This window comes from Chryseobacterium hagamense (genome assembly GCF_007991455.1).
Lineage (GTDB): Bacteria > Bacteroidota > Bacteroidia > Flavobacteriales > Weeksellaceae > Chryseobacterium > Chryseobacterium hagamense.
The window spans coordinates 500896-518026 of the sequence record NZ_BJYJ01000001.1 but is presented as its reverse complement, the minus strand read 5'-3'; the positions used below and the strand labels follow the sequence as shown (position 1 = coordinate 518026).

Sequence of the window (17131 nt, the reverse complement as noted above, 5' to 3'; positions counted from 1 at the left end):
CAGAAATAATGTGAATCCGGGATGAATCCGAGGGCCTCGGCTGTAAAATTAAAGGAAACTTCCGCTCCATCCATCGGATGTCTACTCCGGATCTGCATAAATACGTAACAATAAAATAAAAATACATGAAAAAAAAGATTGCGCTGCTGACTGCTTTTACTGCCTGTTCCCTGGCTTTTGCACAAGAGAGTCCTTATCTGAGCACTTCGGTCAAAAACTATTCGAGAAAAGTAGACAGCATCGTTTATGCCGAAAAAATCAACATGAGCAAAGAGCTTGATGCCATCGATAAGCGTTTTAAAGAGGAGAAAATTACCCTTGATGAAAAGCAAAGGCAGCGCGCTGAAATTGCCTCAAAATACGAAAAGGCCATCAATGAAAAAGTGGATGCCCGAAAATCCGAGCTTGAAGAAGCGACCCGTGAAATCGTAAAAAACGCAGTACTGAATCCGAAAGACACGCTTCACCAATATAAAAATCAGATTATGTTCGGAATGGGCGGTATAAAATTAAGTCTGGATAATGACAAGAAAGTGCCGGCGGATTACCTCCACAACTGGCAATACAGTATCGCCCTTACCGGAACAGGGTATACCGCTAAAGATAAGCCTCTTGGCTTTTTCGATAAAAGCTCGGATTTTAAAAACACGGTGCTCAATTCTTCCTTATTTGTCATAAAATATGAAGACCAGCTCGGGAAATTCGGCAGCCCGGTATTTTACCGGCTTGGGTTAGGGTATCGTTGGGACAAAGGAAAAGCAAAATACGGCAGGGTATTCAGCCAGGAAAATAATACCTTGGGCATAGCCGACTTTACCAAAGGGAATCTGAAGGATACTTATCTTTATAACTATTATCTGCATATTCCGCTCGAATTAAGGTTTGTTCTGAATCCTAAATATATAAACTATAACGGGACAAGCTATCTGGATAACAGATCCAGGCAACTGAGCATTATCGCAGGATTTTATAGCAATATCCGCATCACCAGCACTATTTACAACAAGTATTCGAACGAAGTAAGTAAAAGGATCGTAGAAAAGGAAACCCTGAACCATGGCGTCAACGATATCATCGTCGGAGGGAAACTCGGCATCGGATATGGGGGCATCAATGTATTTGTACAGAAGGATTTTACGCCGGCATTTAATAATAATGCAAAGCTTACCAACAAATACGGGCTGCAGATCGGTATCGAACTTTTGAATGTTTATTTTTAAATTGGTAATAATGCTGATTATTTTTTATAAACTTTTAAATATTCTGCTGGAATTATTAATATTAATTGTTAGTTAACAGAAAATTACTGTTTTTGAAACACGCTTTTTTAAAGTGTGTTTTTTTTTGTATTTTGGCATTTTAAGAAACATGAAAAATATTCAGATATTAGGTATACTCTTGGTGGTGGCCGGAAGCTTTTTGCCTCTGGTGCATGTACCGGTTATCGGGAACTGGAACTACTGGAAGCTGGATCATTCCTTAGCTGTGATAGGCTGGGTACTTTCGGCGGTAGCCCTGTTCGGAATTGTAAACAACAGCGTGAAAATAACGAAGATTTCCGCTGTTCTGCTGGTTCTCCTGTTCCTTTTTACCTTATTTGCCGTAAGGTTCCAGGCATCCCAGTATTTCAGCTTTATGCCTTTCAAATCGTGGCAGGATAAATTAGCCGGAATTGTAAAGCTCAGATGGGGATGGATCGTAGAGTTTTTAGGAGCATTCATTATTATGTTCACCGGAAACACTAAAATAAAATCATAACACCGGAATCACGGGATTCCATCATAACTAAATAAAAAATAGAATTATAAAATGAAAGAAGTATTCATCGTTTCCGCAGTAAGAACGCCGATGGGAAGTTTTTTGGGAAGTTTATCAACGGTTCCGGCTACAAAGTTGGGAGCTGTTGCCGTAAAGGGAGCATTAGACAAAATCGGTCTTGATCCGAAGCAGGTTCAGGAAATCTATATGGGGAACGTTTTACAGGCTGGGGAAGGCCAGGCTCCTGCACGACAGGTGGCGATCGGGGCAGGACTTTCCGATGAAACCCCTTCCACGACCATCAATAAAGTATGTGCTTCAGGAATGAAAGCCGTTTCGATGGCAGCACAGGCCATCAAGGCCGGCGATGCAGATGTTATCGTAGCCGGTGGAATGGAAAATATGTCTTCCGTACCACATTATTATAATGCAAGGAATGCGGCCAAATTAGGAGATGTAAAAATGCAGGACGGAATGGTCCTGGACGGGCTGACCGATGTTTACAATAAAGTACACATGGGCGTTTGTGCAGAAAAATGCGCCACGGACTACAATATATCCAGGGAAGAGCAGGATAACTTCGCCATCGAATCTTATAAAAGAGCAGCCAAAGCATGGAGTGAGGGAAAATTTGCCGATGAGGTAGTGCCGGTAGAAATTCCTCAGAGAAAAGGGGATCCTGTTGTATTTGCTGAAGACGAAGAATATAAAACCGTAAACTTCGACCGTATTCCTACGCTTCCTACGGTTTTCAAAAAAGAAGAAGGAACCGTAACGGCAGCCAACGCATCTACTTTGAACGACGGAGCATCTGCACTGATCCTGGTTTCCAGGGAAAAAATGGAGGAATTGGGTCTGAAGCCATTGGCAAGAATCGTTTCTTACGCGGATGCTGCCCAGGCTCCTGAAGATTTTACCACTGCACCGTCAAAAGCATTGCCGATCGCTCTTAAAAAAGCAGGTCTGGAAGTTTCCGACATTGATTTCTTCGAATTTAACGAAGCTTTCTCGGTAGTAGGCCTGGCAAATAATAAAATTTTAGGTCTTGATGCTTCCAAAGTGAATGTGCACGGAGGGGCTGTAGCTATCGGTCACCCGCTGGGAAGTTCAGGCTCAAGAATTATCGTTACTCTGATTAACGTATTGAAACAGAATAACGGCAGGTACGGAGCGGCTGCCATCTGCAACGGAGGCGGAGGCGCTTCTGCCATGGTTATCGAAAATATGCAGTAATATTTAATGACCTGTATTTAAAATCCGGAAACCTCAGGCTTCCGGATTTTTTATATTCTATCTCCTGCATTGTTATTTTTAACCAAAGATTAGCAGGATTTTCACAGATGTTTGCGTTTACTTTAAAAATTTTTACGTTCTTTTTGTCATCCTGTATGGATCTCAACATCGTATTAGAGAATAGTATGAAAAGATTCACGTTTAGATTTCTACGAAATGACAAAAGGAGTTTTCCAGAAATCCCATGACTTCGAATAACCTCAGGCATCTGGATTTTCGTTTTTTAAAGATAAAGCATCAAATTTAAAAGTAATGTTTTCCATCCTGAGGATCTCAACGTAGTATTAGAGAGTACGCGAACCCTTTGAATCTCTTCTCTTAATACTAAAAAAATCAAGAATTTTTGAAACTTTCGTTCGTTTACTTTGGTACAGAGCATTAAACCTGAATAAGCAGTATGAATATCTTTTGCTTCTTTATGGTTAAATTTTGTAATGATCACAGAGGTAAGTCACTAATGAAAAGCTTTGATTTCCGCTGATGGGATTTAAAAAATTTCAATACCTTATTCTCGATACTTATGTTTCTGCCATATCCAAAAATACTCATCCAGAAAAACTTAATTTTAACGGAACAATAAAATTTCTTTCAAACGAAATAAAAACCTCTGAATGTTCAATGGTTTTCCTATTTTTGTGTTTATTAATACTTATTTGAAATGTCTGAAATTGAGAATCAATACCCTCAAAACATAAAGAACAATCCGAAGATCATAAAAGCCTGGGCAGTGTATGACTGGGCCAATTCGGTGTATTCTCTGGTAATTACCTCTGCCATATTTCCCATCTATTACACGATCCTGACCACTGCTTACAACAAAAAAGAATTTGTTGCTGCAGCAAAGGAGGTTCAGGAAGTTCCCATCCGGCATATGATCAGGGTATTCGGGGAGAATTATGAGCCTGATGCCGTTCTCAGTTTCTCTTATGCGATCTCGTTTCTGCTGGTGGTACTTTTATCACCGTTCCTGTCTTCACTGGCAGATACGATCGGGAACAAAAAATCCTTTTTACAGTTTTTCTGTTACCTGGGTGCCACCTCATGTATGGGGCTGGCGATGTTCACCGGAATGTCAAATGTCTTTTTAGGCCTGCTGTTCAGCATTACCGCAAGTGTAGGTTTTTGGGGAAGTCTTGTTTTTTACAATTCGTTCCTGCCGGATATCGCCACGCCTGAAAAGCAGGATTCGCTTTCTGCAAAAGGATATATTTACGGCTATGTAGGGTCGGTTATCCTGCTGATCATCTGCCTGGTGCTTATTCAGATGGTCGCTAAAGGCCCTGAACAGACTAAAATTTACATCCGCATCAGTTTCTTACTGACGGGAGCCTGGTGGTTCGGATTTTCCCAGTATACCTTTAAGCATCTTCCCCAGTTCGGCGATGTAAAAGACAAGCTACCGAAAGACCTGGTTCTTTTGAATTATAAGAACATCTTCAAAAAGCATGAAGAGCAGGGTGGTTTTTTCGAAGTACTGAAAGACAACATCAGCTTCTATAAAGATATTGCCAAAGAAAGTTTTAAAGAACTGTTCAGTGTAGGGAATAAACTGTTTTCAGATAAAGGGCTTAAATTCTTCTTATCAAGCTTCTTCTTTTACAGTGTGGGGATGCAGACCATCTTTTTAATGGCGGTTCCTTTCGGCAGTACGGTAATCTTTCCAAAGGAGGTAGATAAGTATAAGCTGATTATCACGATTCTGGTCATTCAGATTATTGCCATCTTCGGTGCTTTCCTGTTTTCCAAATTATCCAGAAAAATCGGAAACAAGAATGTTATTACCATTGCAGTGATCATCTGGATCATCTGCTGCCTTTCCGCTTATTCCCTGAACAAAGAAAATCCGAATCTGCAGATGCAGTTCTATGGTCTGGCTGCACTTATCGGTTTGGTCATGGGCGGCCTGCAGGCGATGTCCAGATCTACCTATTCGAAGCTGCTTCCGGAAAATTCCATGGAAAACACCACTTATTTCAGCTTTTACGATGTGCTTGAAAAAATAGCAATCATTTGCGGGATGCTTATTTTCAGTGTGTTTATCCAGAAATTTCACAATATGCAGTATGCGTTTATATCCATGTCTGCATTTTTTGCCGTAGGAGCAATTCTGATCAGATGTGTAAAAACCAATGTACTGAAGAAAAATTGATTCTGTTTTAAAAAAAATAAAAAAAGACATCAACCCGTTTGATGTCTTTTTTTATTTAATGATGTTGCTGTTTATATCCTTTTGTTGTAATTATTTATTTAAAATTCTATAGATTTTTTAATGTTTTAGATATTTTTTTACTATTTTGCAAATTGTAATAATTAGCAAAGAATGGTTAAAAGGCTTTTTCTCCTCTGCATTTTTCATTATGCAGTCCTGGGGTTTTCACAAAATATCAGGGCTGTAGCACGGAATATTGCAGAATTTCATACTCAGAAGAAAAATTTTGAGAAATTTGAAGTATTGTCTCTCAATACTGATTCGGATCAATTAGCTGAATATAAAAAATCGGCCACTGATATTTCGGTTCTGAATCTGGATTCCAGACAGCTGAGAAAATTGGTTTACGAAAAACCGGACTATCTCGAAATTTCGTTTCCCTTCGACGGCAGGATAATGACCGTAGAGCTTTATAAAAATCAGATTTTTACAAAAGATTTCAAGATAACAACCAGTAAAGGGGAAATAGCGGAGTATACGCCGGGCGCCTACTACCAGGGAATTGTAAAAGATGACAGCCTTTCGGTGGCAGCATTCAGTTTTTTTAATGATGATGTGGTAGGAGTAGCTTCAACGGCAGGACTCGGGAACATTGTCGTAGGGAAAGTTAAAAATTCAAAAGACTTTGTCAGTTATTCCGATGCAAAGCTTACCGGCCTGAATCCTTTTGTATGCGGGGTGGATGAACTGTCTGAAAACCATAAGCAGAAAATTTCATTTGATCCTTCAGCGCAGAATCATACAGCGAAACTTTTAACCCAGAACTGTGTAAGGATTTACTATGAGATCGGTAACACCCCGTATGTAAACAATGGCTCCGATGTCACCACCACCACAAACTGGCTGACCGCTATTCACAATAACATTTCCACATTGTATACTAATGACGATATCAAAATCGCTTTAAATGAAATCTATATCTGGACGACGCCTGATCCGTATACCGGCACCCCGAATGCGAATCTCGCCAGCTTCAGAGCAAACCGGCAAACGTTTAACGGCGATTTGGCGCATCTTGTCAACCAGCCGTCGACAACCAGCGTAGCTTATGTCAACTCACTCTGTACCAACAGCAGGCATGCTTATTCGGGGGCGTCCCAAAATTACAATAATGTTCCGGTATATTCGTGGACCATCCAGGCTATGACTCACGAAATGGGACACAGCTTAGGATCGCCGCATACCCATGCCTGCGCCTGGAACGGAAATTCAACTGCCATCGACGGTTGCGGTACCCAGGCCGGTTATCCGGAAGGAAACTGCCCGGTCGGACCGATCCCGTCCTCTTCGGTGAAAGGTACCATGATGAGCTACTGCCACCTTGTCTCAGGAGTAGGAATTAATTTTGCCAACGGTTTCGGACTGCAGCCGGCTGCCCTCATCCGCAACACTGTTGAATCCAAAGCCTGCCTGGGAACCAATTGTACAACAGCCTGCGCCACTACCGTAACAGGGCTATCGGTCTCCAATATCACACAGATTTCTGCCAATGCCACCTTTACGGATGCCGCTTCAACTTCCTGGAAATATAAACTGACCCAATTTGACGGAACGCCTGTAAGCAACGGGACAATATCAACACAATCCTTAAGTTTGTCAGGACTTCAGCCGGCCACTTATTATCTTTTATCGGTCGGAACCGAATGCTCGGCAGGCTATCAGAGAACCCAACTGTTTTTAACGGATGCCGACTGGTGCGGCGGAGCTGCATTTGCTGATACAGGCGGGACCACAGGAAATTACGGAGATAATCAGACGATTATAAAAACATTTTATCCGAGTTCGGGATCGCTGACCATGAACTTCACGGAGTTCGGCCTGGAGCAGGGATACGATTTTATGTACATCTACAACGGCCCGTCCACCGCATCGCCGGTGTTTCCCAACGGCAACGGCCTGACGGGAACCACTTTGCCGGGAGCTTTCACTTCTACACATCCTTCAGGAGCCATCACTGTACGGTTTGTTTCCGATCCTGCAGAGAACGATATCGGCTGGAAAGCAAATTTCTCCTGTGCAGTACTTGCCGTGGAAGATATAAATACCAAGGATAATTCCGTAAGCATCTATCCAAATCCTGCAAAAAATATCCTGACGATTTCCTCGGAAGAAATCTTAAAATCTTTCAGGATTTATGATGAAGCCGGCAGACTGATCAGGTCGGAATCTTCTTTAAAAGGATATAAACTGGATATAAACATCTCCTTAATGCAGACCGGCAATTATATTGTAACTGTTGAAACGGAGAAAAGGACCATCACCAGGAAGCTGATCAAACAATAATTTTAAGAAATCTATAATCCGAGCCTGATTTTATCAGGCTTTTTTAGTAACTTTATAATAGGAGGCAAGTATATATGTTTTAATTTAAATCTCAAAACTTTTAATCTGTTAAAATAACGTGAATTCGATCGTATCTAACTTATATCCAGTTGTTTAATTAATTAAAAGATAAAATTTAATGCTATTCAGTCATGATTTTAAACAAGAACGCTTTCAGATCCATGATAAAAGATTCAGTTTGATCATTAGAACCTCTGATTATGTTTTTGACAACAATAACTTCAGGCATCCGGCCTCCCTCTTCCAGCCTTAAAATCACATTTATATATGGAGCTCACTTTAAAATAGCTTATAATTCGGCTCGGGATTTGCTTGTATTCAACAGAATAGTCTTAAATTTGCAAAAAATTTAATTAAACAAATGACAAACCCTTTATTTTACGCAAAAATTCTTTTGTTCGGAGAATACGGAATTATTGAAGATTCTCAGGGTTTGACGCTGCCTTACAGTTTTTATAAAGGTACCCTCAAGTTCTCATCACTGGATTCGGAATTTGAAAAAAAATCCAACCAGCATCTTGTCACCTATGCAGAATACCTGCAGAATTTAGAACTTCCCGAAACTTTTGAACTCAACGTTTTACGGTTTAAAGAAGAAATTGCCGCAGGGTTATTTTTCGACAGCAATATTCCCCAGGGATATGGCGTAGGAAGCTCCGGTGCCCTGGTGGCTGCCATTTTTGAACGGTATTCCGTTTCAAAGCACGAGCCTGAAAATATTTCCAAAGAAGAACTGAAAAACCTCCGTAAGGTTTTCGGTCTGATGGAAAGCTATTTCCACGGGAAAAGTTCGGGGATCGATCCGTTGATCTGTTACATGAACCTCCCTATCCTGATCGAAAGCAAAGAAAGCGTAGACCGTGTAGACATTCCGGAAAGTGAAGCCGGAAAAGGAGCTATTTTTTTAATTGATTCCGGAATGACAGGAGAGACCGGACCAATGGTTCAGATTTTCTTTGAAAAAATGAAGACCGAAGGATTCCGTAAGACGCTTAAGGAAGAATTTATCCGTTATAACAACGCCTGTATCGATGCATTTCTTAAAAAAGATATGAATCCGTTTTTCAGGAATCTGAAAAAACTTTCCTATTGGGCGTATGAACATTTCCGTCCGATGATTCCCGAAAGTTTATTCAACGTATGGAAAAAAGGGCTGGATTCTAACGCTTATTACCTGAAACTATGCGGAAGCGGAGGCGGCGGCTATATTTTAGGGTTTACCAAAGATTACGAGAAAGCAGAAAAAATGCTCGATGGCTTCCACAAGGAAGTAATCTACAGATTCTAACAGGTTGTGAATGAATTCTGAAAAAGAAAATTTCCAACAGAAATTTGATATTCCGAAATCTTTATTTTATAGATTCTCACAATTCGTGGGCTTTCTTCTGGGAGCTCGCTTTTTTATTGCCGTCCTGCTCACCTTTGCATTGTACGTTTCAACATTTTTTCTCTTTAACCAGGATGAAAATTTCAGGAAATTCGTCTTCGATTTTAAGGTTCACGGCATCATTTTCTGTACGGTACTTACCATTTTTGCCGGAGGGATCATCAACCAGTTTTACGATTTTGAAAAAGACCATATCGTAAAGCCGTTCCGGACCAGGCTGCAGAGTTTCATCAAGCAGAAATATTTCCTCTATGTCTATCTTTTTCTGAGCATTATTTCGCTGGGCGTGGCCGGGCTGATCTCGTACCGGGTTTTTCTCTTCTTCGTGGTCTACCAGTTTTTTATGTGGTTTTACAGCCACAAGCTCAGCCGGATGCTGATCATCAATAATCTTACTTTCGTCAGCCTGACCCTGTATCCTTTTTTCGGAATGATGGTCTATTACGAGACGTTTTCAAAAAAGGTGTTGCTGATGGCCGTTTTCCTTTTCCTGATCCTGCTGTGCATCGATATTGTGAAAGATACGCTGACGAAGAGTGTGGATAAAGCTTTTGGATATACGACCATTCCCAATTATTTCAAAAATAAAAACACCAGAATTATTTTGGTTTCCCTTCTGATGATTACGATGGGCGTTTCGATGAAGCTGATCCTGCGAACAGGTATTTCCGGTTTTATGGCTTATTATTTCACTACGGGACTTTTTGTTTTCATCTTATGTATTTATCTCCTGCTCAACCACACCAGAAGAAATAATTTCATCACCCTCAATATTTTAAGGATGTGGATTTTTATAGGGATTATTGCCATGCTCATGAATGGTCTGGAGGGTAAATTGTAGAAAAATTTCTTTAGAATACCTCATCCTTTTATTACCTTTGCAGAACCTAAATTTATATACAAGTAATGCCCATTTTTAACGATACTCAAGTAGCATTTGCAGATAAATCTGATGCACAGTTAAGAAAAGCGTATTGGATGTTCAAAATGATCGAGCAGCCTTCCCTTACAAAGGTCGGAACTTCCGTTCTTAATTTTACCGTTCACCATAATTTCCCTTTTGTTACCGGAATTGTAAAGAATACTTTATTCGAACAATTCTGCGGGGGCGAAACCCGGGAAGAAAGCATGAAGGTAGTCAGGCAGCTTTTCAAAAGAGGGGTGGGAAGTATTTTCGATTATTCCATTGAGGGGAAAGAAGATGAAGCTACTTTTGATGCCGTTTGCAGGGAGATCAAAGATATCATAAAATTTTCTGTGGGCAACCCCGCTATTCCTTTTATTGTATTCAAGCCTACCGCTTTCGGAAGAATCGACCTGTATGAGGCAGTAGGTAAAAATACAGAGCTTACTTCAAGCCAGAAAGAAGAATGGGCAAGAGTTGTTAAAAGGTTTGATGAGGTATGCAGCCTCTGTTATGAGCATGATAAGAAGGTGATGGTAGACGCTGAAGAAACCTGGATGCAGGATGCGGCAGATCACCTTTGTGAAGAAATGATGGCGAAATACAACCGGGAAAAACCCATTGTCTGGAATACGATCCAGATGTACAGAACCGGAAGGCTGGAATACATGGAAGGCCACCTGCAAAGGGCAAAGGAAAAAGGTTATTTCATCGGCTACAAAATCGTCCGTGGTGCTTATATGGAAAAAGAAAGGGCAAGAGCGGCAGAAAAGGGTTATCCCGATCCGATACAGCCGAACAAAGAATCTTCCGATAAAAACTACAATGCGGGAATCGATTTTGTAATGAACCATCTGGATAAAGTATCTGCATTTTTCGGTACGCACAACGAAATTTCTTCTGAGCTGGTGATGGATAAAATGAAAGCGGCAGGGCTTGAGAACGGTAATCCACATGTTTATTTCGGGCAGCTTTACGGAATGAGTGATAATATAACCTTTTATTTATCGGATAAAGGATATAATGCGGCGAAATATCTTCCGTACGGTCCTGTAAAAGATGTAGTCCCTTACCTTACCAGAAGAGCACAGGAAAATACATCTGTTGCCGGCCAGACAGGACGTGAATTAGGACTGATCCGGAAAGAGCTGGATCGCAGGAAAAAGACCAGATAAACTTAAATGCCTATATAAAACAGAAGCCTTGCAATCATTTGCAGGGCTTCTTAATATCCATCTCCATAATTTTTACACAATTGATAATAGTAAAAGGATAACATAATTATTTTAATGAAACAATAAAAAAAATAATTTTTTATTGTTAATTATATTTTAAATTTATATATTTGATAAACAATAATAAAACGTATACATATAAAACGGTTATTTGGGGTTTATATCCTCAACGAACACGTTAATTACAATAAAACTGAAAGCACAACGCTGTAGTTTTCTTCTTCAAATATTTTTTGACCTGATCATGTTTATTGATCAGGTATTTTTATGGCTCAAAACTCTCAAATTTTCCGTTATCATAAAAAATAACGATACGCTTAATCTTACTTTGTTGATTATCAATAGCTTGATTGATAATCTGGTCATTAGATTTTCCTGATGCCTGAGAATCCGTTATATCTTGCTGTGCCGGACCTTGGGAAGAAATAAACGATTCTCGCGGACCCGATTCCGGCTCGTTAATTTCCGGCTGCACCACTGCAGAATTTTCATCTCTGCTCATAAGGTCGAACAGGTCGGGTAGAGAAGCAGGCTTCGGATTTCCTGACCTGGAATTTTCTACAGGTTCTGTAATGACCGGCTTTTCTTCAGGCAACTCAGACTTCAGCATTTCCCCTTCGCCCGTAACCAGCCAGTCCCAAAGGAGTTCAGGAAATCTCGATTTTATTTTTATGATAAATTCAAGAGACGGCTTGTTTCTGCCGGAAGTAATATGCGAAATGGAAGACCGCTGAACATCGATCTCATCAGCAAATTCGGAAGGGGTAAGCCCGGAATATTCGATCACTTTTGAAATTCTCTCGTTTAAGCTCATAAAACTTTATTTAAATAATATTACAAATGTAAACAAAAGGAATTACAAATGCAAATTATAATTATATACAAATGTAAATAGTTGATAAATACATTTGTAAACTGTATAAATTACTATAAACCAGCATGTTTTACCTTTAGCGCAGGATTGCTTACTGGATTTTACAAAAGTTTATCAACAATAAATACTTAAAATTAGTCCTTTTCAATGCGGAATCGTCGATAACTTATTGGTAAGTTCTTCCTGTTTAGAGTCCGGATTTTTGAGAATACGGTTAAATTTGCAGCAGTTATCAATACCATCTGAGACATTTATATAATATCAATAGAAGAGATGAATAAATGCCCATATAAGGCGTATATGAAGGATTTAAATCTGTAAAATCATCTGGTAAATGACCTTCCAGCTATGTTTGGACCTCTTTTTGTATAATTTTTTATCAGAATATATACTTGTACAGAAAAATTCTGTTTTACATTATTAAATTCTGAAAACAGGGTTAAAAATCGAAACAAAATCAGATAAAATAATTCGTATTTTACATTTGTATACATAAATAAATAAGAGATTTTCCACAATTGATTTGTTTAAATAAACTACCGGAAATTTTAGAAAATCAGTAATTTAACCACTTAAAGCAATATTAATACTATAGTTTAATTAAACATTGTAATATATTGACTTTTAGATAATTAAACTATATACTTTGTATTATTACCAATTAACAATTTTATCAACAGACATTTTGTCAGTCTTTTCTGTTTAATAGATAACAATTGTAAATTATATTTTTTTCTTAAAATTTCAGTATTTTTGACTATTGTAAATTATCACACAATGAATTTTGAACAGATCTATTCTCCAAATCAGTTTTTCCCAAACCGGTATATTTCCCCCGAAAAATTATTCGGTTATCTACAGGAACATCTCAGCGAATATATTCAGGAGATCGGAACATCTTATTTAGGAAAACCGATTTATAAATTGACTGTCGGTACCGGGAACATTCAGGTTTTGGCCTGGTCGCAGATGCACGGAAACGAATCCAACGCCTCCCATGCCATGCTCGATCTTTTAACCAGTCTGGATAAGATTCCTGAAATGAACAAAGAACTATTTGAAAAAATTACCTTTGATTTTATTTTCATGCTGAATCCCGACGGCTCTGAAAAATGGACCCGGATGAATGCGGCAGAAATTGATCTCAATCGTGATTTTCATAATGAGGCCAGTGCCGAGATTAAATTCCTTAAAAATAGGGTGGCTTCAAAAAAATATGATTATGCCCTCAACCTTCATGAGCAAAGAACGATTTTTACCACCGATGGAATTCATCCGGCCACCCTGTCTTTTCTGGCGCCTTCCGAAAATGTGGAAAGAACGGTTACAGAAAACAGGAAAAAGTGCATGGCCGTAATTGCGCAAGTGTACCATCATTTAAAGGAAATAATCCCCAATCAGATCGGCAGGTACTCCGATGAGTTCTATCCTACGTCGACCGGTGATAACTTTATTAAGGCCGGAATGCCGACGATCCTGTTTGAAGGCGGGCATTTTGTAAATGATTATACCCGGAAAGAAACCAGGAAATATTATACGGTTGCACTGTATTATGCTTTGAAAGCAATTTCAGAATTAAACTCCGGAACGGAAGGCTGGGAAGCTTATCTGGAAATCCCGGAAAATAAGGAAACCCATTACGATGTTATTTACCGGAACGTAAAACTAAATACGGATCACGAATGTGTTCTGGACATCGCCGTTCAGTACCGGGAAATTTTTGAGGAAGGGGAGGATGAGATCTCCTTTGTTCCTTTCGTTGTGGAAGCAGGAGAGGTCAGGAGGAAAGGGTGGCAGGAAATAGACTGTACGGGAAAAAAGTTTATCAGTCCGACCAAATATCCGAAACTGGATGCTGAAGTAAGTTTTACCATCGGAGATTAAAAACAAAAGCGGAATACATTGATGTTCCGCTTTTGTTTTTGTGCTGAGTTGATCTCTTCGATTCTTAATTGACCACTTTAATTCCGTTGGCTACGAAACGGATTTCCTCTTTCGGGGCAGTAATGGCGTCGATTTCCGCTTTCGGTTTTTTGGCATCCTCAGCGTAGTGCTTCTGTTCGTCCACGGAAGTTACCTTCCTTTCCGCTGTTCCGTCCATAACTACGGTCTTGCCTTTCAGAGCCGTCGGAACAAAAAACGCATAATCCTTCATTTTTACAAAGAACCGGGAATTGTCTTCCGTCTGGATGGTCAGCCAGCATCCTTTCTTATCGCAGACATCCGTTACTTTTCCTTTTACGGCAATGTTCTCTACTTTTTTATTTTCTTTTTTAAGCTTTTTGCTCAGTTTGTCTACAGAGATGGCTTTGGATTCGGTATTTGAAGCCACACCGCCACCGTAAACATCCCCGACCAGTGCGTTTCCTGCAGGCGGACCGAATTTTTCAGCTTCCTGCGCAAAAGCTAATGACGAAGCACTCATGGCTGCTGCAAATAATATCGCTTTGAATTTCATTTTTAATATTTTTTTCAAAAGTACTAATAAATTCCGAATCTCAAAATCGTTAAAAACTTGATTAAAAACAGGCCGTCATTCCGGTTTTCGAATTATTTATCTTAAGGTGAATTCTATGGTATTTCAATTGATATTGATCGGTTATAAAAATGGAAAGTAAAGTTCACGTTCCTGTATAAAATTAAAAAACGCCTCTCTCTCTCTGTGAAATCCCGGATAAGTTCATTTATAATCAATTCTGCTGAGTGTCATAGTAGCACAAAAAGCTTCAGGTAGCCCGAATCCCTTTTTGGCCTTCTGATCCGGATTCTGCTTCGGGTTCACGTTAATTACTTTGCTCCGGCTAAAATGATTCATTCCACCGGATAGGATTTGAAATCGATTGGATCCGTCAGCTTTTTTTCTTTTGGAGCTTTTTCCCGCTTTCCGTTGCAATCTTTTTTTTCAAAAAAGGATTTCCACTGCAATCGGGGCTAAGATGGAAGTACTGACTTCAAATATAATTTTCCGATCTGACCAGGCTTATATTTTGGCAGGAAAACTTCCGGCATCCGGCTTTTCTCTTCCAGTCCTTTAATTTCAGGCGGAATAAAAAAACAAGCTGATATTTATTTATATTTGGAATCTATATTCAAATATGCAGAAAAAACTAAAACTTTGGGATGCCATTATGCTGGTAATGGGATCGATGATCGGAAGCGGGATTTTTATTGTGTCCGCCGATATGATGCGGAACCTCGGTTCGGGATTCTGGATGATTGTCGTCTGGATCATCACGGGAGTCATGACGGTGGCAGCAGCGATCAGCTATGGGGAACTTTCGGCACTGTTTCCCAAAGCCGGCGGGCAATATACTTATCTTAAAGAGATCTTCGGCAGAAGGATGGGCTTTCTTTACGGCTGGGGCCTGTTTACGGTAATCCAGACCGGTACCATTGCGGCCGTAGCGGTAGCCTTCGGTAAATTCACCGCCTATCTTATTCCTTCCTTAAATGACGCAGCTCCGATTTTCCGGAGCGGGGAATTCATGATCACCTGGATTCAGATCTTAGCCATCGCCGTTATTCTGGTCCTCACTTATATCAATACCCGAGGGGTTGAAAGCGGAAAACTGTTACAGAATATTTTTACGGGTTCAAAAATCCTGGCCCTGCTGGGGCTGATTGCTGCCGGATTTATTCTGGTTGATTTTTCCCATCTGGCGGAAAATTTCAGTTTCGGCTACGATGCTTTCAGCAACCTTAAAAAAGATCCATTAGGAAATTTCCTTAAAGAAGGCTGGGAACCCATTGGTGGAATGGCTTTGCTTGGTGGCATTGCTGCTGCCATGGTCGGCTCTGTTTTCAGTTCCGTGGCCTGGGAAAGCGTAACTTTCGTTTCCGGTGAAATTGAGAATCCTAAAAAGAATGTGGTCAAATCAATGATCTACGGAACCTCAGCCGTAATGATTTTATATATTGCGGTCAATTATGTCTACCTGAATGCCCTGGACCGGGATTCCATTGCATTTGCCGGAAACGACAGGGTAGCCGTGGCGGCTTCCCACTTTATTTTCGGAAGTGCAGGAACCGCCATTATCGCGGTATTGGTGATGGTCTCTACTTTCGGATGTAACAACGGACTGATCCTGGCGGGAGCACGGGTGTTCCAGACCATGGCCAAAGACGGGATGTTCTTTAAGCAGGCCGAACAGAACAATAAAAATCACGTTCCGGCCAATGCCCTCTGGATGCAGGGTATCTGGGCTTCGCTGCTCTGCCTGAGCGGGCAGTACGGAAACCTCCTGGATATGATTTCTTTTGTGATTGTTTTATTTTATATGATTACGGTATTCGGCGTCATCTATCTGAGAATTAAGCAGCCGGATCTGGAAAGGCCGTACAAAACATGGCTTTATCCGGTAACTCCGGTCATTTATTTACTGATAGGAGCAGGTTTCTGTATTTTACTGTTGATCTACAAACAGCAATACACCTGGCCCGGTTTCCTGATGGTCCTGCTCGGACTGCCGGTCTACTATTTCATCAATATGAAAAAAAAAACTGAATAATTTCAAAGCTGTCCGTATAGTGGCAGCTTTTTTCATTCATGCCGGAACATAAGGCTGCGAGAGGCTTCTGAAATACGTGCGCGAAAAGACGCAACGATTTTATCCATGATAAAAATTGAACGCCGCCGCTTTTAAAAGAACAAAATGTAAAATATTAGTATCATCGGTAAAAAAAAATTAACATCGTCAAATTCCCTGCGCCTTAAAATGCTGGCTTTCCTATCATCTGCGCGCCTTGGCCTCATCCGACAAAATAGCAAATGGTCAATTTTGCTACGTAAGTGAAGGTTCAATCTTAGAGTGTGGTTGATGTTGGAACACGCAAAGGCGCGAAAGGCTTGTGAAATACGTTGCGCAAAAAAGACGCAACGATTTTATCTCAGATAAAATTGAATGCTGCCGATTTTGAAAAGAACAAAATTTCAGAGGTAAGTAGTAGCAATATTAAAATTTGACAGCGTCAAATTCTTTGCTTCTTAAAACGTTAGTATTCTAAAGAAGAAATTGCGCCTTTGCGTATCCCGACAACACCTTCAACCGCAATTCCCCTCCGAAACCGGGGTTGTGGAAAATTAAAAAAGAATTTTTGACGGGTAGCCAATAGCCAATGGTCAATCCGC

General features: G+C 40.2%; 12 protein-coding genes. 10 read left to right on the top strand and 2 right to left on the bottom strand.

The window, feature by feature from the left end; all coding sequences use genetic code 11:
* Nucleotides 1-125 precede the first annotated feature (125 nt).
* The 8 genes from CHA01nite_RS02225 to CHA01nite_RS02190 all read left to right on the top strand — a co-directional run bounded on the left by CHA01nite_RS02225 (nucleotide 126) and on the right by CHA01nite_RS02190 (nucleotide 11069).
* A complete protein-coding gene (locus CHA01nite_RS02225; RefSeq protein ID WP_146939587.1) occupies nucleotides 126-1220 on the top strand; it encodes an SF-assemblin family protein in 1095 nt (364 codons plus the stop codon).
* Nucleotides 1221-1368: 148 nt separating this feature from the next.
* Complete coding sequence (locus CHA01nite_RS02220) at nucleotides 1369-1758, top strand: hypothetical protein (protein WP_146939586.1); 390 nt, start codon at nucleotides 1369-1371, stop codon at nucleotides 1756-1758.
* Between the two features lie 51 nt (nucleotides 1759-1809).
* Complete coding sequence (locus CHA01nite_RS02215; RefSeq protein WP_146939585.1) at nucleotides 1810-2991, top strand: acetyl-CoA C-acyltransferase; 1182 nt, start codon at nucleotides 1810-1812, stop codon at nucleotides 2989-2991.
* 718 nt (nucleotides 2992-3709) lie between these two features.
* Complete coding sequence (locus tag CHA01nite_RS02210) at nucleotides 3710-5200, top strand: MFS transporter (RefSeq protein ID WP_146939584.1); 1491 nt, start codon at nucleotides 3710-3712, stop codon at nucleotides 5198-5200.
* 171 nt (nucleotides 5201-5371) lie between these two features.
* Nucleotides 5372-7543 carry a M12 family metallo-peptidase gene (locus CHA01nite_RS02205; protein WP_146939583.1) on the top strand — a complete coding sequence of 724 codons (2172 nt, stop codon included), beginning with the start codon at nucleotides 5372-5374 and terminating at the stop codon, nucleotides 7541-7543.
* A 421-nt stretch (nucleotides 7544-7964) separates the two neighbouring features.
* On the top strand, nucleotides 7965-8891 hold the full coding sequence (locus CHA01nite_RS02200) for a mevalonate kinase family protein (RefSeq protein ID WP_146939582.1): 927 nt from the start codon (nucleotides 7965-7967) through the stop codon (nucleotides 8889-8891).
* Between the two features lie 10 nt (nucleotides 8892-8901).
* Nucleotides 8902-9831: a UbiA family prenyltransferase gene (locus tag CHA01nite_RS02195; RefSeq protein WP_146939581.1), complete on the top strand. Its 930-nt coding sequence runs from the start codon at nucleotides 8902-8904 to the stop codon at nucleotides 9829-9831.
* 65 nt (nucleotides 9832-9896) lie between these two features.
* On the top strand, nucleotides 9897-11069 hold the full coding sequence (locus CHA01nite_RS02190) for a proline dehydrogenase family protein (RefSeq protein WP_146939580.1): 1173 nt from the start codon (nucleotides 9897-9899) through the stop codon (nucleotides 11067-11069).
* 325 nt (nucleotides 11070-11394) lie between these two features.
* Here CHA01nite_RS02190 and CHA01nite_RS02185 read toward each other — a convergent pair whose 3' ends face one another.
* The gene (locus CHA01nite_RS02185; RefSeq protein WP_146939579.1) at nucleotides 11395-11943 is read right to left on the bottom strand and encodes a helix-turn-helix domain-containing protein; all 549 of its coding nucleotides are present in this window, start codon (nucleotides 11941-11943) and stop codon (nucleotides 11395-11397) included.
* Nucleotides 11944-12780: 837 nt separating this feature from the next.
* Between CHA01nite_RS02185 and CHA01nite_RS02180 the strand changes: the two genes are divergently transcribed.
* The gene (locus CHA01nite_RS02180; protein WP_146939578.1) at nucleotides 12781-13887 is read left to right on the top strand and encodes a M14 family zinc carboxypeptidase; all 1107 of its coding nucleotides are present in this window, start codon (nucleotides 12781-12783) and stop codon (nucleotides 13885-13887) included.
* Nucleotides 13888-13951: 64 nt separating this feature from the next.
* Here CHA01nite_RS02180 and CHA01nite_RS02175 read toward each other — a convergent pair whose 3' ends face one another.
* A complete protein-coding gene (locus CHA01nite_RS02175; protein ID WP_146939577.1) occupies nucleotides 13952-14461 on the bottom strand; it encodes a DUF4920 domain-containing protein in 510 nt (169 codons plus the stop codon).
* Between the two features lie 637 nt (nucleotides 14462-15098).
* Between CHA01nite_RS02175 and CHA01nite_RS02170 the strand changes: the two genes are divergently transcribed.
* Entirely contained in the window at nucleotides 15099-16511 is a 1413-nt protein-coding gene (locus tag CHA01nite_RS02170) for an APC family permease (protein ID WP_146939576.1), read from the top strand.
* The last annotated feature ends 620 nt before the right edge of the window (nucleotides 16512-17131 follow it).